Below are 23,644 nucleotides of genomic sequence, written 5' to 3'. Positions count from 1 at the left end.
TTTATCACCGGCCGATAAACCGGTGTGAAGCGAAATCTGGAGCGGCACTGCGCGTACTTTTAAAAAAACCGGTAAGGATTAATCGCCTGCCGTTGCGCCCGCCGCCGGATAGGTGCGGGCGTCCGCCAGACGGATGCGAAACGGCGCTTGTCGGATAGGCGCCGCAAGACTGCAAACGCCTGCTGCTACTGCTTTACGACGTCGAGCACGTCCTTCTTTTTGTCCTTGAAGTCGTAAAGCGTGATGGTGCTGGTCTTCAAATCGCCTTTGTCGTCAAAAGCGATATGCCCCGTCAGACCGTTGAAATCCGTCGTGGCCACCGCCGCGAGCACCTTGCTCGCTTCGATGGAATTGGCGCGCTTCATCGCATCGACGATCACGTACACCGCGTCGTACGTGAACGGCGCGTAAATCTGCACCGGCGTGTGAAACCGTGCCTCGTACTTCTGCGCGAAGTCCGCGCCCTTGTCCATCTTCGCGAGCGCGGGCCCGGCTTCGGAACACACGACGTTCTGCACCGCGTCGCCCGCCAGTTCCGGCAATTGCTGCGTGCAGACGCCGTCGCCCGCCAGAATCTTGGCCTTCACGCCGAGCGCCGCCGCTTCTTTCGCGAACGGTCCGCCCGTTGCGTCCATGCCGCCGTACATCACGGCGTCCGGCTGCATGCGCTTGATCTTCAAGAGGATCGCCTTGAAGTTGCGCGCCTTCTCCGACGTGGTCTCGCGCGCGGCGACCTTCACGCCGCCCGCCTGCGCCGTCTTCGCGAACTCGTCGGCGAGGCCGCGGCCGTAGGCGGTCGCGTCGTCCACGATCACCACTTTCTTCGCGTGCAGCGTCTTGATCGCGTAGCCGGCCAGCACGGGGCCTTGCTGCGCATCGGTTGCGACCACGCGGAAGGTCGTCTTGTAACCCTGCTTCGTGTATTGCGGGTTCGTCGTCGACGGCGAAATCTCCGCGATGCCCGCATCGCTATAAATCTTGGACGCCGGAATCGATACGCCCGAATTCAAATGACCGATCACCGCGACCACATGGTCATCCACCAGGCGCTGCGCGGCTTCTTCGCCGGTGCGCGGGTCGGCTGCGTCATCCTGGCTGTCGAGCACGAGGCGAATGGAGCGGCCGTCGATGGTGAGACCCTGCGCGCTGATTTCCTCCAGCGCGAGCCGCGCGCCGTTTTCGTTGTCTTTCCCTAAATGCGCCTGCGTGCCGGACAACGGCGCGACATGGCCGATCTTCACCACCGTCGCTTCGCTCGCCGGTGCCGGCGCAGCCGTTGCCGCCGTCAGGGCGCTTGCCGCCGGTGCTGCTCCGCTCGCTCCGCCTTCGTCCTTCTTGCCGCATGCAGTTGCCATTGCAACCGCAGCCGCGATGGACACGGCGTAAGCAAACTTGAATCGCATCAAATGAGATCTCCTGCGCCTTTCAGAACCGTTGCCAGAGGCCCTTCCGGACTCAGGACGCGCGAATTGTAACGCTAAATATGAGACGAGCAATATTCTTGCGTGGCGGGGTTTTCCAGCATTGCAACCCGCATTTTTCGACGGTTTTCCGGCGAAAGCGCAACCCGGTTGCGATCCGGTTTTGTGCAGTAGTTGCACCATTCCGGGAACGGGGTTATCGAGGCTCGGAAGAATACGTTTGCGCCGCTTTGACACGATGCACCGGAATGGTTCACGCGCGGTCGGCTTGCCTGTGCCCGGGCGAAAAAAAAGCGCCCGCAGGCGCTTTTCGAAGGTTTCGTCTAACTTATTGCGGCAACGACAGTCCGCGCGGCAGCGGAAACGAGATCGTCTCTTCGATGCCCTCCAGCGAGCGCACGCTGCGCACGCCGAGTTCGCGCAGCCGCGCGATGACAGCCTGCGCGAGCACTTCCGGCGCCGATGCGCCCGCCGTCACGCCGATGCGCTTTTTGCCTTCCACCCAGTTCGGATCGATCTGCGTCGGCGAATCCACCATATAGGCTGGAATGCCGCTGCGCTCGGCTACTTCGCGCAGCCGGCTCGAATTCGAACTGTTCGGGCTGCCGACCACGATCACGACATCGCACTGCGGCGCGAGGAACTTCACCGCGTCCTGGCGATTCTGCGTCGCGTAGCAGATGTCCTGCTTCTTCGGCTCCTTGATCGCGGGATATTTGTTTTTGAGCGCGTCGATGATGGCCGAGGCGTCGTCGACCGAAAGCGTCGTCTGCGTGACGTACGCGATGCGCTCCGGGTCGGGCAGATCGAGCTTCAGCACGTCCTCGATATCCTCGACCAGATGCATGCCCTCGCCGGACTGCCCCATCGTGCCTTCGACTTCCGGGTGTCCCTTGTGGCCGATCATCACGATATCGAAGCCTTCCTGCCGCATCTTCGCGACTTCCATGTGCACCTTGGTCACGAGCGGGCAGGTGGCGTCGAACACGCGCAGCCCGCGCGTTTCCGCTTCGACGCGCACGGCCTTCGAGACGCCGTGTGCGCTGAAAATCAGCGTGCTGCCCTCGGGCACGTCCGACAGGTCCTCGATGAAGATCGCGCCCTTCTTGCGCAGATCCGCGACGACGTACGCGTTATGCACGATCTCGTGACGCACGTAGATCGGCGCGCCGAACAGCTTGATCGCGCGCTCGACGATCTCGATCGCGCGGTCCACGCCCGCGCAGAAGCCGCGCGGCTGCGCGAGCAGGATTTCGACGTCGGTTTCGATATCGGTGAGGCTTTCGGTCAGGCTCATGGCTACAGAATTCCGATGATTTTCACTTCGAACGCCAGCGTCTGGCCGGCAAGCGGGTGATTGAAGTCGAAAAGCGCCGACGTCTCGCCCACTTCCTTGAGCACGCCCGCGTAGCGCCCGCCGTTGGGCGCGTTGAATTCGACGAGATCGCCGGGAGAAAAATCCTCGCCGACCATGCTGTTTTCGCGCAGCGTCGCGAGCGACACGCGCTGCAGCAGTTCCGGATTGCGCGGCCCGAACGCCTGCTCCGGCGTTAGCCGAAAGGTCGAATGGTGGCCGACCTTGAGGCCGAGCAGAATTTCTTCGAGCGGCGGGGCGAGCTGGCCTGCGCCGAGCAGGAGCGTGGCGGGCTTGTCGGTGAAGGTGTTGACGATGTCGGCGCCGTCGGCCAGTGCCAGCCGGTAATGCAGCGTGACATGGGAGCCGGGCTTGACCTCGGAGATATCGATGATGCTCATGAGTATTGGATGTGGCGGTTCAGTCGAAAGCGCGGCGTGGGCCGGGCGAGCGGCGGCTCGTCGGCGCGAAGCTGCGAACCGCGTGGCGCAGGGTCGAAACGGGCGCCAAAACCGCTATTGTAAGACAGAGTGGTCCGGCGACGCGTCAGGCGCGTGCGGCGTTGGTGCGGCGGCGCGCGCAATTCGGCCTCTTTGGAGCCGGCGATGACGGGCGTCGTGGCGCTGCATGCTGCGCCGGTTGTCGCGCCGGATGTCGCGCCGGTTCCTGCATCACTTACCGCGACCGACGCCGCGCCAGTTGCTGCGTCCGTTCCCGCCGCGCCAGCGGAGCCTGCGGAAACCGTCCGGCTCGCGGCACTAGCCATCTCGAAATGGGACAAGGCGGACCGGCCGCGTGAACGCCTGCTGCATTCGGGTGCCGAGATGCTCTCCGACGCCGAGCTCCTCGCGCTTTTTCTGCGCACCGGCGTGCCGGGGTTCACCGCCGTCGATGTCGCCCGCGCGCTGCTGCTGCGTTTCGGCTCGTTGCGCGCCGTGCTCGATGCATCTGCCGCCGAGTTGCAAGCCGAACGCGGCATCGGCGAGGCGCGCGCAGCGACGCTCATCGCGGTTTCCGAACTGTGCCGGCGCATGCTGGCAGAGAAAGCGCGCGAGCGCATGCTGCTGAATTCTCCCGGTGCCGTCGAAGACTTTCTGCGCCTGAAAATCGGCACGCGGCCGAACGAAGTGTTTATCTGCATCTATCTCGACGCGCGCCACCAGCTGCTGGACATTTGCGAGGAAGCGCGGGGCTCGCTCACGCGCGTGGCCGTGTATCCGCGCGAAATCGTCAAGCGCGCGCTCGCGTCGAATGCGGCCGGGCTGATCGTCGCGCATAATCACCCTTCCGGCAGCATCCAGCCGAGCGCGGGCGACCGCAAGCTCACGCGCACGCTCCAGGACGCGCTCGCGCTCATCGACGTGAAGCTGCTGGATCACATGGTCGTCGCGTCGAATGACATTTTTTCGTTCGCGCGCGAGGGTTGGCTGTGACGCTGGCTTCGAGGTCGATCCGCCGAATAGGAAAAGGAGCAAAACGCCTTGATAACGCACGGCTTTTCCTGCTAGAATCCGCGTTTGCTTTTCTCAACCCACCTGTTCTGAGCTTACGCGGTCCTCATTGGCATAACCGTGCTGCCAAGTTCCCGGTAAAGGCAACCAGGGAAAAAGAGGTCGGCTCGCAGCATCCACTGCGCCGAGCGTAGGAATCAGACTGTATTAGGAGTGCTCGCATGGCACGCGTATGCCAAGTAACTGGGAAAGGGCCGATGTCCGGCAACAACGTTTCCCACGCCAACAACAAGACCAAGCGTCGTTTCCTGCCGAACCTGCAGAACCGCCGTTTCTTCGTTGAAAGCGAAAACCGCTGGGTCCGTCTGCGCGTTTCGAACGCCGGTCTGCGCCTGATCGACAAGAACGGTATCGACGCCGTGCTCGCAGATTTGCGCGCACGCGGTGAAATCTAAGGAGCACGCACATGGCCAAGGGCGCACGCGACAAGATCAAGCTGGAATCGACTGCAGGCACGGGTCACTTCTACACGACGACCAAGAACAAGCGCAACATGCCGGAAAAGATGCTGATCAAGAAATTTGATCCGGTCGTCCGCAAGCACGTTGAGTACAAGGAAACCAAGATCAAGTAAAGCGGCGTTGTTCCGCGCAAGCGGAAGACGGACCGCACTTGAGATTGAGTGCCTGACGAAGACAGCAAAAAGCCCCGCTCACGCGGGGCTTTTTGTTTTGCGGCGCGCTTTTCATACGCTTTTCATACGCGTTTCACATGGTCGTGCATGGGTTTTCGCGGTTTCTTTGCCCTCGCGCGTTATGCTTGCCGGCTATCGACAACGACAGCGACGGAGACACGGCGGCATGAACTTCGATGTAGCGATCGTGGGGAGCGGACTCGCGGGCCTGAGCGTCGCGCTGAATCTGGCTGAGACGCGGCGCGTGGCGATCATCGCCAAGCGCGCGGTGAGCGAAGGCGCGAGCGACTGGGCGCAGGGCGGCATCGCGGCGGTGCTGGATTCGGCGGACAGCGTCGACGACCACGTGGCCGACACGCTCATCGCGGGCGGCGGCCTGTGCGACGAGGCGGCGACGCGCTACATCGTCGAGAACGGGCGCGCCGCGATTAAATGGCTGATCGACGAAGGCGTGCCCTTCACGCGCGACGTCTCCGCCGAACTCGGCTTCCATCTGACGCGCGAAGGCGGGCATAGCCATCGCCGCATCATCCACGCCGCGGATGCCACCGGCCACGCGGTCGTCACGACGCTCGGCGAGCGCGTGCGCAATCATCCGAACATCACCGTTCTCGAAGATCATTACGCGATCGACCTGATCACGTCCGACCGGCTCGGGCTGCCGGGCCATCGCTGCCACGGTCTGTACGCGCTCGACCTGAAAAGCGGCCGCACCGTCACGATCGAGGCGCCGCACACGGTCCTCGCGACGGGCGGCGCAGGCAAGGTCTATCTCTACACGACCAATCCCGACACCGCGACCGGCGACGGCATCGCGATGGCGTGGCGCGCGGGCTGCCGCGTCGCTAACATGGAGTTCATCCAGTTCCATCCGACTTGCCTCTTCCATCCGTACGCGAAGTCGTTCCTGATCTCGGAAGCCGTGCGCGGCGAAGGCGGCGTGCTGCGGCTGCCGGACGGCACGCGCTTCATGCCCGCGCACGACGAACGCGCCGAGCTCGCGCCGCGCGATATCGTCGCCCGGGCGATCGACTTCGAGATCAAGAAGCGCGGCATCGACTGCGTGTATCTCGATATCAGCCACCAGCCGCGCGCCTTCCTCGAAGAACACTTTCCGACGATCCTCGCCCGCTGCCGCGAGTTCGGCATCGATATCGCGAAGGAGCCGATTCCGGTCGTGCCGGCCGCGCACTATACCTGCGGCGGCGTCGTGACCGATCTCGCCGGGCGCACCGACCGTCCCGGGCTGTATGCGGTCGGGGAAACGTCGTGCACCGGGCTGCACGGCGCGAACCGGCTGGCGAGCAATTCGTTGCTGGAATGCATCGTGGTTGGCCGGGCGGCGGCGGCGGCCATCGAAGCGGACGGTTTCTCGGCCGGATGCCACGCGCCCCTGCCCGACTGGGACGAAAGCCGCGTCTCCGATCCGGACGAGGAAGTCGTCGTCGCGCATAACTGGGACGAGTTGCGGCTTCTGATGTGGAACTACGTCGGCATCGTGCGCACGGACAAGCGGCTCGCGCGCGCCCGGCATCGCATTGCGCTCCTGCGCGAAGAAATCCACGAGTACTACGCGAATTTCAAGGTGAGCCGCGACTTGCTGGAACTGCGCAATCTGGTGGATGTGGCGTCGCTGATCGTCGAAAGCGCGTGTTCGCGGCGCGAAAGCCGCGGCCTGCACTACAGCCGCGACTGGCCCGAAACCTTGCCGAAGGCGCTGCCGACCGTGCTGACGCCGCCGGCGGCGCGGCGGCGCGCGGTCTGACGGCTAGATAAGGCGCATCGAGTAATCGGTCGCGCGCACGTCCTTCGTGAGCGCGCCGATCGAAATGCGGTCGACGCCGGTTTCCGCTATCGCCCGAACGGTTTCGAAATTCACGCCGCCCGACACTTCCAGCAACGCGCGGCCTGCGGTCACGCGCACGGCATCGCGCATGGCGTCGAGTGTGAAGTTGTCGAGCAGAATGGACTCCGCGCGGTGCGCGAGCGCCGTTTCAAGCTGCGCGAGCGTCTCGACTTCGATCTGAACCGGCACGCCCGCGTTCAGCGCGAGGGCCGCGTCCATGGCTGCGCCGACGCCGCCCGCCGCCGCGATGTGGTTTTCCTTGATCAGAATGCCGTCGTAGAGCGCGAGCCGCTGGTTCGCCCCGCCGCCCACGCGCACCGCGTACTTCTGCGCGAGCCGCAGGCCTGGCAGCGTCTTGCGCGTATCGAGGATCCGCGCGCGCGTGCCTTCGATGGCGTCGACGTAACGGCGCGTCGCGCTCGCGACGCCCGAAAGCAGCTGCAGAAAGTTGAGGCCATTGCGCTCGGCCGTGAGCAGCGAGCGCGCGGGGCCGTGCAACAGCACGACGGGCGTATCGGCGGCCATGCGCTGCCCTTCGCGATACTGCCATTCCACTTCGATCGCCGCATCGACCTGCCGCATCACTGCGTCGAACCACGGCGCGCCGCATAGCACGGCTTCTTCCCGCACGATGATCCGCGCCGTGCGCCGCGCGTCCGCCGGGACGAGGCGGCCGGTGACGTCGCCGGTGCCGATGTCTTCGGCGAGCGCATCGGCGACATTGCGCGCGAGCGCGGCGTCGAATGCTTCGCCGTATTGCGAGCGCACTTCGTCGAAAATCGGTGAGTAGCGCATCACGCGGCTCCCACGCTTGAAAACAACGCGGTGTCCTTCGCCAGATCGCCGCTCGCCTGCACGCGCTTCTTGTGACGCGCGGCGAAATCGAGCATGCGGTCGATCGGCACGCGCGCACGCTGCCCGATGGCGGCGTCGACCTGAATCTCGTTATGCCCGCGTTCGAGCACGTCGGCGAGATTGGCGAGACCGTTCATCGCCATCCACGGACAATGCGCGCAACTCTTGCACGTGGCGCTGTTGCCGGCCGTCGGCGCTTCGATGAACGTTTTCCCCGGCGCGGCGAGCCGCATCTTGTGCAGAATGCCGAGATCGGTGGCGACGATGAAGCGGCTCGCGTCGAGGCGCACGGCGGCGTCGATCAACTGCGTGGTCGAACCGACGACATCGGCCAGCTTCACGACCGCTTCCGGCGACTCGGGATGCACGAGAATCTTCGCGTCCGGATACTCGGCACGCAGCAGGTCGAGTTCGATGCCCTTGAACTCGTCGTGAACCAGACAGGAGCCCTGCCACAAGAGCATGTCCGCGCCCGTCTTCTTCTGGATGTAGCCGCCGAGGTGACGATCCGGCGCCCATAGAATCTTCTCGCCGCGTGCGTGCAAGTCCGCGACGATTTCAAGCCCGATGGACGACGTGACCATCCAGTCGGCGCGCGCTTTCACGGCGGCGCTCGTGTTCGCGTACACGACGACCGTGCGGTCCGGATGCGCGTCGCAGAACGCGGCGAATTCGTCGGCGGGACAGCCGAGATCGAGCGAGCACGTGGCGTCCAAATCGGGCATCAGCACGCGCTTGTCCGGGCTCAGGATCTTGGCGGTCTCGCCCATGAAGCGCACCCCCGCGACAACCAGCGTCTTTGCCGCATGATCGCGGCCGAAGCGCGCCATTTCCAGCGAATCGGCGACGCAGCCGCCGGTTTCGTCGGCGAGTTCCTGTAGCTCCGCATCGACGTAATAGTGCGCCACCAAAACGGCCTGTCCCCGGCGCAACAGCGCGCGAATGCGCTCTTTCAACGCGCGTTTTTCCTCCGGCGACGGCGCTTGCGGCACGCGCGCCCACGCCTCGCCTACTCCACACGTCAGCCCTTGCGGCCGGTCGTACTCGACGCTTCTGATCGCCTGCATGTCCCCTGTCTCCTGCCGAATCCAGCGAAAATCCGTCGCCCAAAAACAAAGACCCCGCCAAAGCGGGGTCTTGTGACGTCTAAGAATTTTAGCGGATATCGCTTACAGGGCGTAGCGGCGCAGACGCAGCGCGAAGTCCTGGAGCGCCTTGATCCCGCTTTGTTCCGCGCGATGACACCAGTCCTGCAACTGCGCCAGCAGTTGCTCGCGCGATGCGTTCGAGCGGTCCCACATCGCCGCCAGGTCCTTGCGCAGTTCGATGTACGTGCGCAGCTTCTGGTTGTCGGAGAACAGCTCCGGCAGTTGCTTGCGCTGCGGCTCGTTCAGGCCGTCCTCGTCCTTGTGGAACCACTTGCGCGCGCCGCGCATCAGCTGATACTTCTCGCGCGCGCCGGCTTCCTTCAGCTTCACGAGTTCCTGCTTGTACGCACGCTTGAGCGCCTTGCCGTAACGCGCCATGACTTCGTAACGGTTCGCGAGCACGGCTTGCAAAGTGTCGTGATCCGGCACCGACTTCGATTCCGACAGGCGCGGCGTGGGTGCGAGCTTCTTCACCTTGGCGAGGCCAACTGCCGACAGAATGCGGATGTACAGCCAGCCGATGTCGAACTCGTACCATTTGCTCGACAGCTTGGCCGCGGTCGCGTACGTGTGGTGATTGTTGTGCAGTTCTTCGCCGCCGATCAGGATGCCGAGCGGGAAGATGTTCGTGCTCGCATCGCTCGAATTGAAGTTGCGATAACCCCAGAAGTGCGCGAGACCGTTGACGACGCCCGCCGCCCAGAACGGAATCCAGATCATCTGCACGGCCCACACCGACAGCCCGACGATGCCGAACAGCGCCACGTCGATGACCATCATGATGCTGATGCCGAGGATCGGATAACGCGTGTACACATTGCGCTCCATCCAGTCGTTCGGCGTGCCGTGACTGAAGCGGCGCAGCGTTTCTTCGTTCTTCGCTTCCGCGCGATAGAGTTCCGCGCCTTCGAGCAGCACCTTCCAGATGCCGCGCGTTTGCGGGCTGTGCGGATCTTCCTCGGTCTCGCACTTCGCATGGTGCTTGCGGTGGATGGCCGCCCACTGGCCGGTCAGCATGCCGGTGGTCATCCACAGCCACAGGCGGAAGAAGTGGCTAGCGATGGGGTGCAGGTCCAGCGCGCGATGCGCCTGGCAGCGGTGCAAATAAATGGTGACGCCCGCGATGGTGACGTGCGTCACCGCCAGCGTGAACAAGAGAATCTGCCACCAGGAGAAATCCAGCAATCCGTTGGCGAGAAAATCGAGGGAGGAATTCAGCAAGGCAATTTACCTATGTAGCTGTGAAATTCGGAAAAAATGGCCGACGAAGAGAGTCAAAAATTGACTTATCGCCGCATGTCGGGCGCGTGAAAGGTCAGCGCCGAAGTTCGATCGCATTCTACTGCATGCGTTCCAAGTCGTTGTCGTAAAGGTGAATTTTTTTGAATCTCGGACATTCAAGAAAAATCTTACGCGGCAACGATTGGCGTAACCCTTGCAAAAAAGGGAGGAATGCCGCCCCGCTGTTGCTTCAAACGGCGCTTCCAGCCGCCGACGAAGGCTCGTCGCGCTGAAATCCGGCATTTCCTACCGATTCGCTTGCCGCACGGCCGACGATTCGCACTTCGCGCTGCGCGTACGGAATCTCAATGCCATGCTCGCAGAATAACCGCCACACGCCGCGATTGACTTGCGACTTAACGCCGCCCGTGCCCTTCGCCGCGTCCTCGACCCAGAAGCTCAGTTCCAGATTGATGCCGTCCGCGCCGAAACTCGCGAGCAGCGCCGCCGGTGCCGGGTCCTGCAAAACGCGCTCGACACCCTGCGTTGCTTCGACGAGGAGTCGCATCGCGCGTTCCACGTCCGAGCGATAACTGACCTGCACCGCGATTTTCGCGTTGCCGCGCGTCAGATACGACGAGTGATTCTGTACGACATCGGTAATCAGCTTTTCGTTCGGAATCAGTGTTTCGATGCCATCCAGCCCGCGCACGACCGTGTATCGCGTGCGAATCTGCGTGACGGTGCCCTGAAAGCCGCTGACGTTGATCATGTCGCCGAGCCGGAGCGACCGGTCGAGCAGAATGATGAAGCCCGACACGTAATTGCTGGCGATCTTTTGCAAGCCGAAGCCGAGCCCGACGCCGAGCGCGCCGCCGAACACGCCGAGCACCGTGATGTCGATGCCGACGATCGACAGGCTCACGAGAATCGCCGCGAGAATCATCAGCGCCCGCGCGACGCGTCCGAGCACGACCTTCAGGTTCGCGTCGACCGAGCGCGAACGCATGAGGCGGTCGTCGAGCAGCGCGCCGGCCCACATCGCCACGATCAGCGTGACGCACACCCAAAGCAGGCCCGAGGCGAGCGAGAGCAGCGTCATGTGCGCGTTGGCGAAGTTGAAGCGCACGCTCGCCATCCAGCGCACGACGTCGTCCTGAATGCCCATCACCGTGAGCAGCATGGCGACCCAGACGAGCACCGTGACCAGCTTTTCGAAGAGGAACAGCAGCGCGCCGGCCTCGTGGTCCGCGCCGCCCGTGGCGCTCTTGCTGAAGACGCGCCGCACCACGTAGAACATGGTGTAGATCACGGTGATGCCGCACAGCGGCACCAGCGCGAGCCGCAGCAGCGCCGTGTGCATGACGGGCGCGAGCGCGAGTTGCGCGACCGAGACGAAAACGGTCCCGAGCAGCGGAAACAGCGCCTTGTTGAGACTTTCCGCGCCGAAGCGGACGGCTTCGAAGCGCGACTGGCGTCGCGCGTCGAGCTGCTTGCGCAAGAAACCCGCGCACCACCAGGCGATGGCGAGCAGCGCGATCAGCGCGCCGACTTGCCACAGCACTTCCGCCTCGCCGAAATCGCGGACGAGCCGTTCCGACAGGTGGCTCAGGAAGCGGTTCTGCATCGCGCGCTTATGCGCTTGCTTCCCCGGCGCCCGCTTCCGCGCCGCTTTCGTCCGCCGCTTGCGCCTTCGCCCCCGGCACGCGCTCCAGCACGGCCGCGAAGAAGCCGTCCGTGCCGTGCTTGTGGGGCCACAGCGACAAATACTCGCCCGTGTCCAGCTCGATGCGCTGCTCGGCGAGCACGTCGCGCGCAGGCACCACGCGGAAGTTCGGATGCGTTTCCAGGAACTGCGCGACGACGCCTTCGTTTTCCGCTTCGAGCATGCTGCACGTCGCGTAGACGAGACGGCCGCCCGTCTTCACGAGCCGCGCGGCGCTGGTGAGAATGGAAAGCTGCTTGGGCGTCAGTTCCGCGACGGTCGCGGGCGACTGCCGCCACTTGAGGTCGGGATTGCGGCGCAGCGTGCCGAGCCCGGAACACGGCGCATCGACGAGCACGCGGTCGATCTTGCCCGCGAGGCGCTTGATCTTCGCGTCGTGTTCGCTGTCGATCAGCACGGGATTCACGTTCGATAGACCGCTGCGTGCAAGGCGCGGCTTCAGCTTCGCGAGCCGCCGGTCGGAGACATCGAAGGCATACAAACGGCCGGTGGAGCGCATCATCGCGCCGAGCGCAAGGGTCTTGCCGCCCGCGCCCGCGCAGAAATCGACGATCATCTCGCCGCGTCGCGGGGCCACCAGCGAGCACAGCAACTGGCTGCCCTCGTCCTGCACTTCGATCCAGCCTTCCTGGAACGGCTGCAGGCGCGTGAGCGCGGGCTTGCCTTCCACGCGGATGCCGAACGGCGCGAACGGCATGTCGAATGCGTCGATGCCCGCGTCGATGAGCGCCTTGCGCACGACGTCGCGGCTCGCCTTGATCGGATTCGCGCGCAAGTCGAGCGGCGCCGGATAGTTCAGCGCGGCGGCAAGCTGCGCGAGTTCGTCCGGCTCGAAGCGCTTGGCCATCGCGTCGTAGATCCACTGCGGCAGATTCGTGCGCACGCGCACCGGCAGGCTCGCGGGATCGATCTTCGACACTTGCGCGAGCCATTGATGCTCGTCCGTCGAAACGAACGGCTTGAGCGCGGTGAGGCCCGCGGTCTGCATGAGCCCGAGCAGCGCGAGACGCCGCGCCTGATTGCCCGTGCCGCTTTCGGCGAGATGCGAGAACTCCATCTTCCGCCGCAGCACGGCGAAGACCGCCTCGGCAATCACGCCGCGCTCGCCGTGACCCAGCTTCGGATGCGCGCGGAAGAAACGGCTCGTCGCCGCATCGGCGGGACCGGAAAAGCGGAGCACGTCCGCCAGCAGCGTTTCGGTTTGACCAATCAGAAATCCATGCAGCCTCATGCGCCCTCCCCGGCAATGTCGGCAAAGAGCCACTGCGGCTCAGACGGCGTGAGGGCGACTCGTTCGCCCTCGATAGAAAGACGCCCTTCCACGAACCAGCGCACCGCGCGCGGGTAAATGATGTGTTCGACGGCGAGCACGCGCGCCGCGAGCGCGGCGGCGTCGTCGCCCGCGACGACCGGCACCGCGCCCTGCGCGACGATCGGCCCGTGATCCAGCTTCGCCGTCACGAAATGCACGCTCGCGCCGTGCACGCGCACGCCGGCGTCGAGCGCCTGCTGGTGCGTGCGCAGGCCGGCAAAGCACGGCAAGAGCGACGGATGCACGTTCAGCATGCGCCCGGCGTAGCGTTCGACGAACGCATCGGTGAGCACGCGCATGAAGCCGGCCAGCACGACGCAATCCGGTTCGAAGCGGTCGATTTCACGCGCGAGCGCGGCGTCGAATGCTTCGCGGCCGTCGAATTCGCGATGATCGACGACGACCGTTTCGATGCCGTTCGCGGCCGCGAAGCCGAGCCCGGCGGCATCCGGCCGGTTTGACACGACCGCACAGACGCGCGCCGGCCAGCCCTCGCGCGCGCAAGCACGCACGACGGCCTCCATGTTGCTCCCGCGTCCGGAGATCAGAATGACGATTTTTTTCATCCGCGGATTTTATCATTCCGGGGACGGCGAAAATCGTGCCAGTAAGACGACGGCGGCGCGGGAGTCCCTCCGGCGCCGCCGCCCGGCACGCGCGCCCGTGCATCCGTGTGAGCGTTTATAATCGAACGCTTTGCAGCATCAGCCCTCCCACCGACCAACGCCTATCGTGAGAGTCTTTCGCGGCCTCCCCAATGCCGAAAGCCGGGCGCCCTGCGCACTGACCATCGGCAACTTCGACGGTGTCCATCGCGGGCACCAGGCGCTGCTTGCGCGCGTGCGGGCCGCTGCGGACGCGCGCGGGCTGCCGGTCTGCGTGATGACTTTCGAGCCGCATCCACGCGAGTTCTTCAATCCGGCGGGCGCGCCGCCGCGTATCGCCATGCTGCGCGACAAGCTGGAAGCGCTGCGCACCAACGGCGTGGATCGCGTGGTGGTCGAGCATTTCAATCACACGTTCGCGAGCCAGCCGCCCGACACGTTCGTCAAGAACGTCATCGTCGACGGCCTGCACGCGCGCTGGGTCATGGTCGGCGACGACTTCTGCTACGGCGCGAAACGCGCGGGCAATTTCGATTCCCTCAAGGCCGCAGGCGACAAGTACGGCTTCGAGGTCGAGCAGATGGCCACGGTCGCGCATCCGAACGGCGCGCGCATTTCGTCGTCGTCGGTGCGGGCGTCGCTCGTCGCGGGCGATCTCGACGCCGCGAACGTCGCGCTCGGGCGTCCGTACATCATCAGCGGCCACGTCGTGCATGGCGCGAAGCTCGGCCGCGATCTCGGCTTTCCCACGCTGAACCTTCCGATTGCCCACAAGCGTCCGGCGCTCGCGGGCATTTTCGTCGTGCGCGTGCACGGCCTGGCGGATGAACCGCTGCCCGCCGTCGCGAGTCTCGGCCTGCGTCCGACCGTGGACGATTCCGGCCGCGTGCTGCTCGAAGTCTTCGTGCTCGACTGGCACGGCGACGCGTACGGCAAGCTCGTGCGCGTGGAGTTTCTGAAGAAGCTGCGCGACGAGGAAAAGTACGTCGACCTCGAAACGCTGTCCGCCGCCATTGCGAGGGACGTCGACAACGCGCGCGCCTACTTCGGCCTGCCGCCCGCCAGCAACGCCGGCAGCCGCGCGACGGGCTTCGCCATTTCGGCCACCGACCGAATTAGGTAAGCGCGCCGTGCCGCATGATCCATGCGCGCATCGCCCGCTGCCCCGCCTCCGAATCATCGCGCGCCAACGCGCCGTCTCACCGAATTCACTGAGTCACCCATGAGCGACAAGAAAGAGAAAGCCTCCTCGAAATACCCGGTCAACCTGCTCGACACGCCGTTCCCGATGCGCGGCGATCTGCCCAAGCGCGAACCCGCGTGGGTCAAGGAATGGCAGGAAAACAAGGTCTACGAGAAAATCCGCGCGGCGAGCCGCGGCCGCAAGAAGTTCATCCTGCACGACGGCCCGCCGTATGCGAACGGCGACATCCACCTGGGCCACGCGGTCAACAAGATCCTGAAGGACATGATCGTCAAGGCGCGCAATCTCGCGGGCTTCGACGCCGTCTACGTGCCGGGCTGGGACTGCCACGGCATGCCGATCGAAATCCAGATCGAAAAGCAGTTCGGCAAGTCGCTGCCCGCCGCCGAAGTCATGCAGAAGGCGCGCGCCTACGCGAGCGAGCAGATCGAGAAGCAGAAGGTCGGCTTCCGGCGTCTGGGCGTGCTCGGCGACTGGGACAATCCGTACAAGACGATGAACTTTGTCAACGAAGCGGGCGAAATCCGCGCGCTGGCGAAGATCATGGAGAAGGGCTTCGTGTTCCGTGGCCTGAAGCCCGTGAACTGGTGCTTCGACTGCGGCTCGGCGCTCGCCGAAGCGGAAGTCGAGTACAAGGACAAGACCGATCCGACCATCGACGTGCTGTTTGGCTTCGCGGAACCGGAGAAGACCGCGCAGGCGTTCGGCCTGCCGTCGCTGCCGAAGACGGAAGGCGGCATCGTCATCTGGACGACGACGCCGTGGACCATCCCCGCCAACCAGGCGCTGAACGTGCATCCGGAGATCGTGTACGCGCTCGTGGATACGCCGCGCGGCTTGCTGATTCTCGCGCAGGAGCGCGTCGAAGCGTGCCTGCAGAACTACGGCCTGCCCGGCGAAGTCATCGCCACGACGACCGGCGCGAAGCTCGCGAACGTGCGCTTCCATCATCCGCTCGCGGCGGCGCATCCGGGCTACAAGCGCACGTCGCCCGTTTATCTCGGCGAGTACGTCACGACCGAAAGCGGCACGGGCGTCGTGCATTCGTCGCCGGCTTATGGCGTGGAAGACTTCGTGTCGTGCAAGGCGCACGGCATGGCGGATTCGGACATCATCAACCCCGTGATGGGCGATGGCCGCTATATCGAATCGCTGCCGCTCTTCGGCGGCTTGTCGATCTGGAAGGCGAATCCGGAAATCGTGGAAGCGTTGAACAACGCCGGGTCGCTGCTCAAGACCGAAAAGTACACGCACAGCTACATGCACTGCTGGCGTCACAAGACGCCGATCATCTATCGCGCGACGTCGCAATGGTTCGCGGGCATGGACGTCACGCCGAAAGACGGCGGCAAGACGCTGCGCGAAACGGCGCTCGAAGGCGTCGAGAACACGGCGTTCTATCCGTCGTGGGGCAAGCAGCGCCTTTTCAGCATGATCGCGAATCGCCCGGACTGGACGCTCTCGCGTCAGCGTCAATGGGGCGTGCCGATGGCGTTCTTCGTGCACAAGGAAACGGGCGAACTGCATCCGCGCACGATCGAATTGCTGGAGGAAGTGGCGAAGCGCGTGGAGCAAGGCGGCATCGAGACGTGGCAAACGCTCGATCCGCGCGAGCTGATGGGCGACGACGCGAACATGTACGAAAAGAACCGCGACACGCTCGATGTCTGGTTCGACTCCGGCACGACGCACTGGCACGTGCTGCGCGGCTCACACAAGGACGAGCTGCAATTCCCGGCTGACCTGTATCTCGAAGGCTCGGATCAGCATCGCGGCTGGTTCCATTCGTCGCTGCTCACGGCTTCCATGCTCGACGGCCGCCCGCCCTACGACGCGCTGCTCACGCACGGCTTCACCGTCGATGGCGAAGGCCGCAAGATGTCGAAGTCGCTCGGCAACGGCGTCGATCCGCACGAAGTGGCGAATCGCCTCGGCGCGGAAATCATCCGCTTGTGGATCGCATCGACGGACTATTCCGGCGAGCTTGCCATTTCGGAAGAGATTCTCAAGCGCGTGACGGAGACGTATCGCCGCATCCGCAACACGCTGCGCTTCCTGCTCGCGAATCTCTCGGATTTCGACTTCGAGAAGAACGCGGTGCCGGTCGCAGATTGGCTGGAAATCGACCGTTACGCTGTGGCGCTCACGCGCAATCTGCAGGACGACGCGCTCTCGCACTACGAGAAGTACGAGTTCCATCCGGTCGTGGCCAAGATCGCGACGTTCTGCTCGGAAGACCTGGGCGGCTTTTATCTCGACGTGCTGAAGGACCGTCTGTACACGACGAAGCCCGATTCGCGCGAGCGCCGCAGCGCGCAGACCGCGCTCTTCCACATCGCGCATGGCTTGCTGCGACTCGTCGCGCCGTATCTCTCGTTCACGGCGGAAGAAGCGTACAAGGTGCTGAAGCCCGGTCAGGACACGATCTTCGCCGAGGTCTACGCGACGTATCCGGACATTCCGAACGGCGGCGAGTTGCTGGACAAGTGGTCGCTGATCCGCTCGGCGCGCGGCGACGTCACCAAGGCGCTGGAAGAAGCGCGCACCGCGAATCTGATCGGCTCGTCGTTGCAGGCGGAAGTCGTCGTTCGCGCGAGCGGCGCGCGTTACGACGCGCTCGCGAGCCTGGGCGATGCGCTGCACTTCGTGCTCATCACGTCGCAGGCTTCGGTCGAGCGCGTGGCGAGCGAAGCGGAAGAAGGCGTCGACGTGGCCGCGTCCCGCTACCTGAAGTGCGAACGCTGCTGGCACTACTGCGCCGACGTCGGCTCGCACCCCGAGCATCCGGGTCTGTGCGGCCGCTGCTTCTCCAACCTGTTCGGCGCTGGCGAAACGCGAGGCGCAGCATAATGGCAAGGACTATGGCGAAACAAAGTACTTCGAGCGGTTCGCTCGCGCCGTGGATCGGCGTCGCGCTCATCGTGATTCTGTTCGACCAGTTGACGAAGATCGCGGTCCAGAAGGTGTTCGCGTACGGCGAGCCGCATGCGCTCGCGCCCTTCTTCAATCTGCTGCTCGTCTATAACCGCGGCGCGGCGTTCAGCTTTCTCGCGGCGGCGGGCGGCTGGCAGCGCTGGGCGTTCACCGCGCTCGGCGTCGTGGCGGCGGCCGTGATCTGCTATCTGCTCAAGAAGCATTCGGCGCAGCGGCTTTTCTGCACGGCGCTGGCGCTCATCATGGGCGGCGCAATCGGCAACGTGATCGACCGGCTGGCTTACGGCCATGTGATCGACTTTCTCGACTTCCACGTGAAGACGTGGCACTGGCCGGCGTTCAATCTCGCTGACAGCGCGATCACGGTCGGCGCGGTGCTGCTGATTTTCGACGAACTGCGGCGCGTACGCGGCTCGAAGTGATGTGCTCAGGCGCGGCTCCCTTTCCGGAGCCGCGTTTTTTTGCGACGGAGGCAAGTTGGAACTCGCAGGCAAACATCTCGTGCTGGGACTGACCGGCGGCATCGCGTGCTACAAGATCGCGGAGCTGACGCGGCTGCTCGTGAAGGCCGGCGCGACCGTGCAGATCGTGATGACCGAAGCGGCCACGGAATTCATCACGCCCGTCACCATGCAGGCGCTCTCGGGCCGTCCCGTGTATGTGTCGCAATGGGATGCGCGCATGCCGAACAACATGCCGCATATCGATCTGTCGCGCGAGGCGCATGCCATCGTCATCGCGCCTGCCTCGACCGATTTCATCGCGAAGCTCGCGCATGGCATGTGCGACGACCTGCTCTCCACGCTTTGCGTCGCGCGTGATTGTCCGCTGCTCGTCGTGCCCGCGATGAACCGCCAGATGTGGCAGAACCCGGCGACCCAGCGCAATGTCGCGCAGATCCGCGCGGACGGCGTCGACGTGCTCGGACCGGATTCGGGCTCGCAGGCGTGCGGCGAAGTCGGCGACGGCCGTATGATCGAGCCGGAAGCCGCGTTCGAAGCCATTTGCGCGTCGTTTCAGCCCAAGGTTCTGCGCGGCCGCCGCGTGCTGATTACCGCCGGCCCGACGTTCGAGCCGCTCGATCCGGTGCGCGGCCTCACGAATCGCTCGTCGGGCAAGATGGGCTTCGCGCTCGCGCGCGCGGCGGCGCAGGCGGGGGCGGACGTACATCTCGTCGCCGGGCCGGTTTCGCTGGCGACGCCGTGGGGCGTCTATCGCGAAGACGTGCAGACCGCGCAGCAAATGCACGATGCCGTCATGCAGGCCGCGTCCGATGCCGAGATTTTCATCGCGGTGGCGGCGGTCGCGGACTGGCGCGTCGATCACGCGAGCGAGCATAAGATCAAGAAGTCCGGCGATGCGTTGCCTGCGTTCAAGTTCATCGAGAATCCGGACATCCTCGCTTCGGTGGCGAATCTGCCGAATCCGCCGTATTGCGTCGGCTTCGCGGCCGAAAGCGGAGATCTCGACTTGCACGGCGAGGAAAAGCGCAAGCGCAAGAACGTGCCGCTCTTGATCGGCAATCTCGGGCCGCTCACCTTCGGCCTCGACGACAACGAAGTCGTGCTCTTCGAAGCATCGGGACGCACGCCGTTGCCGCGCGCCGACAAGCAGTCGCTCGCGCGCACGCTGATCGCGGAAATCGCCAAGCGCGCGCCGAGCGGCGGCTCGCTTCTCTCGTAGGCTCGACATGACGAAGTTATCCGTTCTCGACCAGACGCCGGTCATCCACGGTCACACGACGGCGGACGCCATCGCGGCGACGCTGGACCTCGCGCAACTCGCCGACGATCTCGGCTACACGCGCTACTGGTGCGCGGAGCATCACGGCCTGTACGGCGTGTCGAACCCGTGCCCGGAAGTGATGCTCGCGCGTATCGGCAGTCTGACCAAGCGCATCCGCATCGGCTCGGGCGGCGTCATGCTGCCGTACTACAGCCCCTTCAAGGTGGCCGAGCAGTTTCTGATGCTGGAGGCGCTGTTCCCGAATCGCGTGGATCTGGGCGTCGGGCGCGCGCCCGGCGGCGACATGCGGACCGCGCAGGCAGTGGCCGCCGGGTCGTACAATCGCGGCGATATCTTTCCGCAGCAAGTGGCGGAACTCATCGCGCTCTTCGACGGCAAGATTCCCGACGATTCGCTCGCCAAAGGCGTGCTGCTGCAACCGCAGATCGACACGCGCCCCGAACTGTGGATGCTCGGGTCAAGCGATTTCGGCGGCTTGCTGGCCGCGCAACTCGGCATTCGCTTCGCGTTCGCGCATTTCATCAACGCGCACATGGGGCATCACGTAGCCGAGGCGTATCGCGAGCGGTTCGTCGCGGGTCACGAAGAGAAGCCGTATCTCGCGGCGGCGGTGTTCGCAATCTGCGCCGATACTGAAGACGAAGCCCAGGCGCTGGAAAAGGCCGTCGATCTGCGTCGCGTGCAGATGGCGTATGGCCTGAACCAGCCGATTCCGTCGATCGCGCAGGGCGTCGCGCAGCAATACGGCGAACGCGAGCGCGCGGTGATCGCGCATGAGAAGGCGCGCAGCATCATCGGCACGCCGGAGCGCGTCACGGAGAAACTGCACGCGCTGCAAGAACAATTCGACGCCGACGAACTGATCGTTCTGACGGTCGCCGGCAGCTACGCCGCACGCACGCGGTCCTATCAACTCCTCGCCGACGCGTTCGCGCTCGGCCGCTCAGCCTGACCATGAAACTCGACGTCAAGATTCTCGACGCGCGCATGCGCGATTTTCTGCCCGCTTATGCAACGCCCGGCAGCGCCGGCCTCGATCTGCGCGCGTGTCTGGATGCGCCGCTCGTCATCGAGCCGCATCAGACGGTGCTGGTGCCCACCGGTCTCGCCATTCACCTCGCCGATCCCGGCTATGCGGCGCTCATTCTGCCGCGCTCCGGCCTCGGCCATAAGCACGGCATCGTGCTCGGCAATCTCGTCGGCCTGATCGATTCGGATTATCAAGGGCAACTGATGGTTTCGACGTGGAATCGCGGCGACACCGCGTTCACGCTGAACCCCATGGAACGGCTCGCGCAACTGGTCATCGTGCCGGTGGTGCAGGCGCAGTTCAATATCGTCGATGACTTCGAGGCGAGCGAACGCGGCGCGGGCGGATTCGGCAGCACGGGCAAGCACTGAGCTTTCCGAAGCCCAAAAAAAACGGCGCGTTCATTGAAGAACGCGCCGTTTTTGTTCGAGGCTAACTTACGATCAGTCGACTTCGATCGCTTCCGGATTCGGATTACGCGGCGGCGCCGAGTTCTCGTCGAACGTCAGCTGCACCTTGTCTTCCGCATCGACGTCCACGGTCACGCGGCCGCCGTTGAGCAGCTTGCCGAAGAGCAGTTCGTCGGCGAGTGCGCGGCGAATCGTGTCCTGAATCAGACGCTGCATCGGACGCGCGCCCATCAGCGGATCGAAACCGTGCTTCGCCAAGTGCTTGCGCAGCGCGTCGGTGAACACCGCATCGACCTTCTTCTCGTGCAGCTGATCTTCCAGTTGCATGAGGAACTTGTCGACCACGCGCAGGATGATTTCCTCGTCCAGCGAGCGGAAGCTGATGATCGCATCGAGGCGGTTGCGGAACTCCGGCGTGAACATGCGCTTGATGTCGGCCATTTCGTCGCCCGACTCGCGGCGCGACGTGAAGCCGATCACCGCCTTGCCCATCGCCTCGGCGCCCGCGTTCGTCGTCATGATGATGATGACGTTGCGGAAATCCGCCTTGCGCCCGTTGTTATCCGTCAGCGTGCCGTGGTCCATGACCTGCAAGAGCACGTTGTAGATATCCGGGTGCGCCTTCTCGATTTCGTCCAGCAGCAGCACGCAATGCGGCTTCTTCGTGACGGCCTCGGTCAGCAAACCGCCCTGATCGAAACCGACGTAGCCCGGGGGCGCGCCGATCAGCCGGCTCACCGCATGGCGCTCCATGTATTCCGACATGTCGAAGCGCAGCAGTTCGATGCCGAGCGTGAACGCAAGCTGCTTCGCCACTTCCGTCTTGCCGACGCCCGTCGGGCCGGAGAAGAGGAACGCGCCGATCGGCTTGTCCGTCTTGCCGAGACCCGCGCGCGCCATCTTGATCGACGCCGACAGCGCGTCGATGGCCGGATCCTGACCGAACACCACCGCCTTCAGATCGCGGTCCAGCGTCTGCAGCTTGCTGCGGTCGTCCTGCGACACGCTTTGCGCCGGCACGCGCGCGATCTTCGAGATGATCTCTTCGATCTCGCTCTTGCCGATGGTCTTCTTCTGCTTCGACTTCGGCAGAATGCGTTGCGCCGCGCCCGCTTCGTCGATCACGTCGATCGCCTTGTCCGGCAGATGACGGTCCGTGATGAAGCGCGCCGACAACTCAGCCGCCGCCGACAGCGCGCCCGACGAATACTTCACGCCGTGGTGCTCCTCGAAGCGCGACTTGAGACCGCGCAGAATGGCAACCGTCTGCTCGACTGAAGGCTCGGTGACATCCACCTTCTGGAAGCGCCGCGAAAGCGCCGCGTCCTTCTCGAAGATGCCGCGATATTCCGTGAACGTCGTCGCGCCGATGCACTTCAACTGCCCCGACGACAACGCCGGCTTCAGCAGGTTCGATGCGTCGAGCGTGCCGCCCGATGCCGCGCCCGCGCCGATCAGCGTGTGGATCTCGTCGATGAACAGAATGGCGTGCGGACGCTCCTTCAGTTCCTTCAGCACCGTCTTGAGACGCTGCTCGAAGTCGCCGCGATACTTCGTGCCCGCGAGCAACGCGCCCATGTCGAGCGAGTAGACCTGCGCATCCGCGAGGATGTCCGGCACTTCGCCGCGCGTGATGCGCCAGGCGAGACCTTCGGCAATGGCCGTCTTGCCGACGCCCGCTTCGCCCACGAGCAGCGGATTGTTCTTGCGGCGGCGGCAGAGCACCTGCACCACGCGCTCGACTTCCAGCTCGCGGCCGATCAAAGGATCGATCTTGCCGTCCTTCGCCTGCTGGTTCAGGTTCTGCGTGAACTGCGCGAGCGGCGTTTCCTTCTGCGCGGCGGCGTCTTCCGATTCCGGATTCGCTTCGCTGTTCGCCTTCGCGGCGTCGCCGCTGTTCGTCTTCGCGATGCCGTGCGAAATGAAATTCACGACATCCAGACGAGTCACGCCCTGCTGCTGCAGGTAGTAGACCGCGTGCGAGTCCTTCTCGCCGAAGATCGCGACGAGCACGTTCGCGCCCGTCACTTCCTTCTTGCCGTTCGAAGTCGATTGCACATGCATGATCGCGCGCTGAATCACGCGCTGGAAACCAAGCGTCGGCTGGGTATCGACGTCGTCCGTGCCGGGCACGGTCGGCGTGTTGTCATGAATGAAATTGCGCAGGTTCTGACGCAAATCCTCGATATTTGCTGCGCAGGCGCGCAGCACTTCAGCCGCGGTCGGATTGTCCAACAAGGCCAGTAAAAGATGCTCGACCGTTATGAACTCGTGCCGCGCCTGACGTGCTTCCATAAACGCCATGTGCAGACTGACTTCCAGTTCCTGGGCAATCATGCTTCCTCCATCACGCACTGCAGCGGATGCCCCGCTTGCCGTGCATGGCTAACGACTTGCTCAACTTTGGTCGACGCAATGTCCCGCGTATAGACCCCACAAACTCCCCTGCCCTCGCGATGAACCTTCAGCATGATCTGCGTCGCAGTCTCACGATCTTTATTGAAGTATTCCTGCACGATCATCACGACGAATTCCATCGGCGTGAAGTCGTCATTCAGCAGCACCACCTTGTACATCGCCGGCTTTTTGAGCTTCTGCTCCTGCCGCTCGAGTACCGTGCCATCCTGCTTGTTGGGATTTATCGCCATACACCCATTCTAAACAACACGGACGCCTTCGCAATTGCC

Annotated in this window: 21 protein-coding genes; 10 read left to right on the top strand and 11 right to left on the bottom strand. The window is 64.2% G+C overall.

From position 1 onward, the window contains the following. Positions 1–185 precede the first annotated feature (185 nt). From NCR35_RS04265 to NCR35_RS04255, 3 genes are all read right to left on the bottom strand, one after another. Positions 186–1,403 carry a branched-chain amino acid ABC transporter substrate-binding protein gene (locus tag NCR35_RS04265; RefSeq protein WP_250533252.1) on the bottom strand — a complete coding sequence of 406 codons (1,218 nt, stop codon included), beginning with the start codon at positions 1,401–1,403 and terminating at the stop codon, positions 186–188. A 346-nt stretch (positions 1,404–1,749) separates the two neighbouring features. Then, positions 1,750–2,718 carry a 4-hydroxy-3-methylbut-2-enyl diphosphate reductase gene (gene ispH / locus NCR35_RS04260; protein ID WP_244848054.1) on the bottom strand — a complete coding sequence of 323 codons (969 nt, stop codon included), beginning with the start codon at positions 2,716–2,718 and terminating at the stop codon, positions 1,750–1,752. Positions 2,719–2,720: 2 nt separating this feature from the next. Next, positions 2,721–3,176 (bottom strand): FKBP-type peptidyl-prolyl cis-trans isomerase, encoded by a 456-nt coding sequence (locus NCR35_RS04255; RefSeq protein WP_206467698.1) that lies wholly within the window; start codon positions 3,174–3,176, stop codon positions 2,721–2,723. 204 nt (positions 3,177–3,380) lie between these two features. On the opposite strand from NCR35_RS04255, the gene radC reads away from it, so the two are divergent. The 4 genes from radC (at position 3,381) to nadB (ending at position 6,685) form a co-directional block, all read left to right on the top strand. Further along, entirely contained in the window at positions 3,381–4,208 is an 828-nt protein-coding gene (radC, locus tag NCR35_RS04250) for a RadC family protein (protein WP_250533251.1), read from the top strand. A 239-nt stretch (positions 4,209–4,447) separates the two neighbouring features. Then, a complete protein-coding gene (rpmB, locus tag NCR35_RS04245; protein ID WP_008351171.1) occupies positions 4,448–4,681 on the top strand; it encodes a 50S ribosomal protein L28 in 234 nt (77 codons plus the stop codon). A gap of 11 nt (positions 4,682–4,692) precedes the next feature. After that, positions 4,693–4,860, top strand: coding sequence for a 50S ribosomal protein L33 (gene rpmG, locus NCR35_RS04240; protein WP_007180630.1), 168 nt, complete (start codon positions 4,693–4,695; stop codon positions 4,858–4,860). Positions 4,861–5,086: 226 nt separating this feature from the next. Then, the gene (gene nadB, locus NCR35_RS04235) at positions 5,087–6,685 is read left to right on the top strand and encodes an L-aspartate oxidase (protein WP_250533250.1); all 1,599 of its coding nucleotides are present in this window, start codon (positions 5,087–5,089) and stop codon (positions 6,683–6,685) included. Positions 6,686–6,688: 3 nt separating this feature from the next. Here the strand turns inward: nadB and nadC are convergent, their stop codons facing one another. The 6 genes from nadC to purN all read right to left on the bottom strand — a co-directional run bounded on the left by nadC (position 6,689) and on the right by purN (position 13,594). Then, positions 6,689–7,561 carry a carboxylating nicotinate-nucleotide diphosphorylase gene (gene nadC / locus NCR35_RS04230; RefSeq protein ID WP_250533249.1) on the bottom strand — a complete coding sequence of 291 codons (873 nt, stop codon included), beginning with the start codon at positions 7,559–7,561 and terminating at the stop codon, positions 6,689–6,691. After that, a complete protein-coding gene (nadA, locus tag NCR35_RS04225) occupies positions 7,561–8,688 on the bottom strand; it encodes a quinolinate synthase NadA (protein ID WP_250533248.1) in 1,128 nt (375 codons plus the stop codon). Before nadA ends, nadC begins: the two co-directional genes overlap by 1 nt. A 102-nt stretch (positions 8,689–8,790) precedes the next feature. Continuing rightward, a complete protein-coding gene (locus NCR35_RS04220) occupies positions 8,791–9,990 on the bottom strand; it encodes a DesA family fatty acid desaturase (protein WP_250533247.1) in 1,200 nt (399 codons plus the stop codon). A 250-nt stretch (positions 9,991–10,240) separates the two neighbouring features. Further along, positions 10,241–11,617: a mechanosensitive ion channel family protein gene (locus NCR35_RS04215; protein ID WP_250533246.1), complete on the bottom strand. Its 1,377-nt coding sequence runs from the start codon at positions 11,615–11,617 to the stop codon at positions 10,241–10,243. Between the two features lie 7 nt (positions 11,618–11,624). Then, the gene (locus tag NCR35_RS04210; protein WP_250533245.1) at positions 11,625–12,947 is read right to left on the bottom strand and encodes an RsmB/NOP family class I SAM-dependent RNA methyltransferase; all 1,323 of its coding nucleotides are present in this window, start codon (positions 12,945–12,947) and stop codon (positions 11,625–11,627) included. Continuing rightward, positions 12,944–13,594 (bottom strand): phosphoribosylglycinamide formyltransferase, encoded by a 651-nt coding sequence (gene purN / locus NCR35_RS04205; RefSeq protein WP_250533244.1) that lies wholly within the window; start codon positions 13,592–13,594, stop codon positions 12,944–12,946. Before purN ends, NCR35_RS04210 begins: the two co-directional genes overlap by 4 nt. 166 nt (positions 13,595–13,760) lie before the next feature. On the opposite strand from purN, the gene NCR35_RS04200 reads away from it, so the two are divergent. The 6 genes from NCR35_RS04200 (at position 13,761) to dut (ending at position 20,918) form a co-directional block, all read left to right on the top strand. After that, positions 13,761–14,756 (top strand): bifunctional riboflavin kinase/FAD synthetase, encoded by a 996-nt coding sequence (locus NCR35_RS04200; RefSeq protein ID WP_175939644.1) that lies wholly within the window; start codon positions 13,761–13,763, stop codon positions 14,754–14,756. Between the two features lie 99 nt (positions 14,757–14,855). After that, positions 14,856–17,687, top strand: coding sequence for an isoleucine--tRNA ligase (ileS, locus tag NCR35_RS04195; RefSeq protein WP_250533243.1), 2,832 nt, complete (start codon positions 14,856–14,858; stop codon positions 17,685–17,687). Beyond that, entirely contained in the window at positions 17,687–18,193 is a 507-nt protein-coding gene (gene lspA / locus NCR35_RS04190; protein WP_175939642.1) for a signal peptidase II, read from the top strand. The genes ileS and lspA overlap by 1 nt, the downstream gene beginning before the upstream one ends. A 55-nt stretch (positions 18,194–18,248) precedes the next feature. Next, positions 18,249–19,454, top strand: coding sequence for a bifunctional phosphopantothenoylcysteine decarboxylase/phosphopantothenate--cysteine ligase CoaBC (coaBC, locus tag NCR35_RS04185; RefSeq protein WP_250533242.1), 1,206 nt, complete (start codon positions 18,249–18,251; stop codon positions 19,452–19,454). 7 nt (positions 19,455–19,461) lie between these two features. Then, positions 19,462–20,469: an LLM class flavin-dependent oxidoreductase gene (locus NCR35_RS04180; RefSeq protein WP_250533241.1), complete on the top strand. Its 1,008-nt coding sequence runs from the start codon at positions 19,462–19,464 to the stop codon at positions 20,467–20,469. Between the two features lie 2 nt (positions 20,470–20,471). Next, positions 20,472–20,918: a dUTP diphosphatase gene (dut, locus tag NCR35_RS04175; RefSeq protein WP_175939640.1), complete on the top strand. Its 447-nt coding sequence runs from the start codon at positions 20,472–20,474 to the stop codon at positions 20,916–20,918. Positions 20,919–20,990: 72 nt separating this feature from the next. On the opposite strand, the gene clpA is transcribed toward dut, so the two are convergent. Continuing rightward, entirely contained in the window at positions 20,991–23,294 is a 2,304-nt protein-coding gene (clpA, locus tag NCR35_RS04170; protein ID WP_175939639.1) for an ATP-dependent Clp protease ATP-binding subunit ClpA, read from the bottom strand. After that, complete coding sequence (gene clpS, locus NCR35_RS04165; RefSeq protein WP_008351199.1) at positions 23,291–23,605, bottom strand: ATP-dependent Clp protease adapter ClpS; 315 nt, start codon at positions 23,603–23,605, stop codon at positions 23,291–23,293. Before clpS ends, clpA begins: the two co-directional genes overlap by 4 nt. Positions 23,606–23,644: the final 39 nt, after the last annotated feature.

Source organism: Caballeronia sp. AZ10_KS36, assembly GCF_023631105.1.
Classification (GTDB): Bacteria; Pseudomonadota; Gammaproteobacteria; order Burkholderiales; family Burkholderiaceae; genus Caballeronia.
Note: the sequence above shows the minus strand (reverse complement) of the source record. Positions and strands in the feature narration are given on the sequence as shown.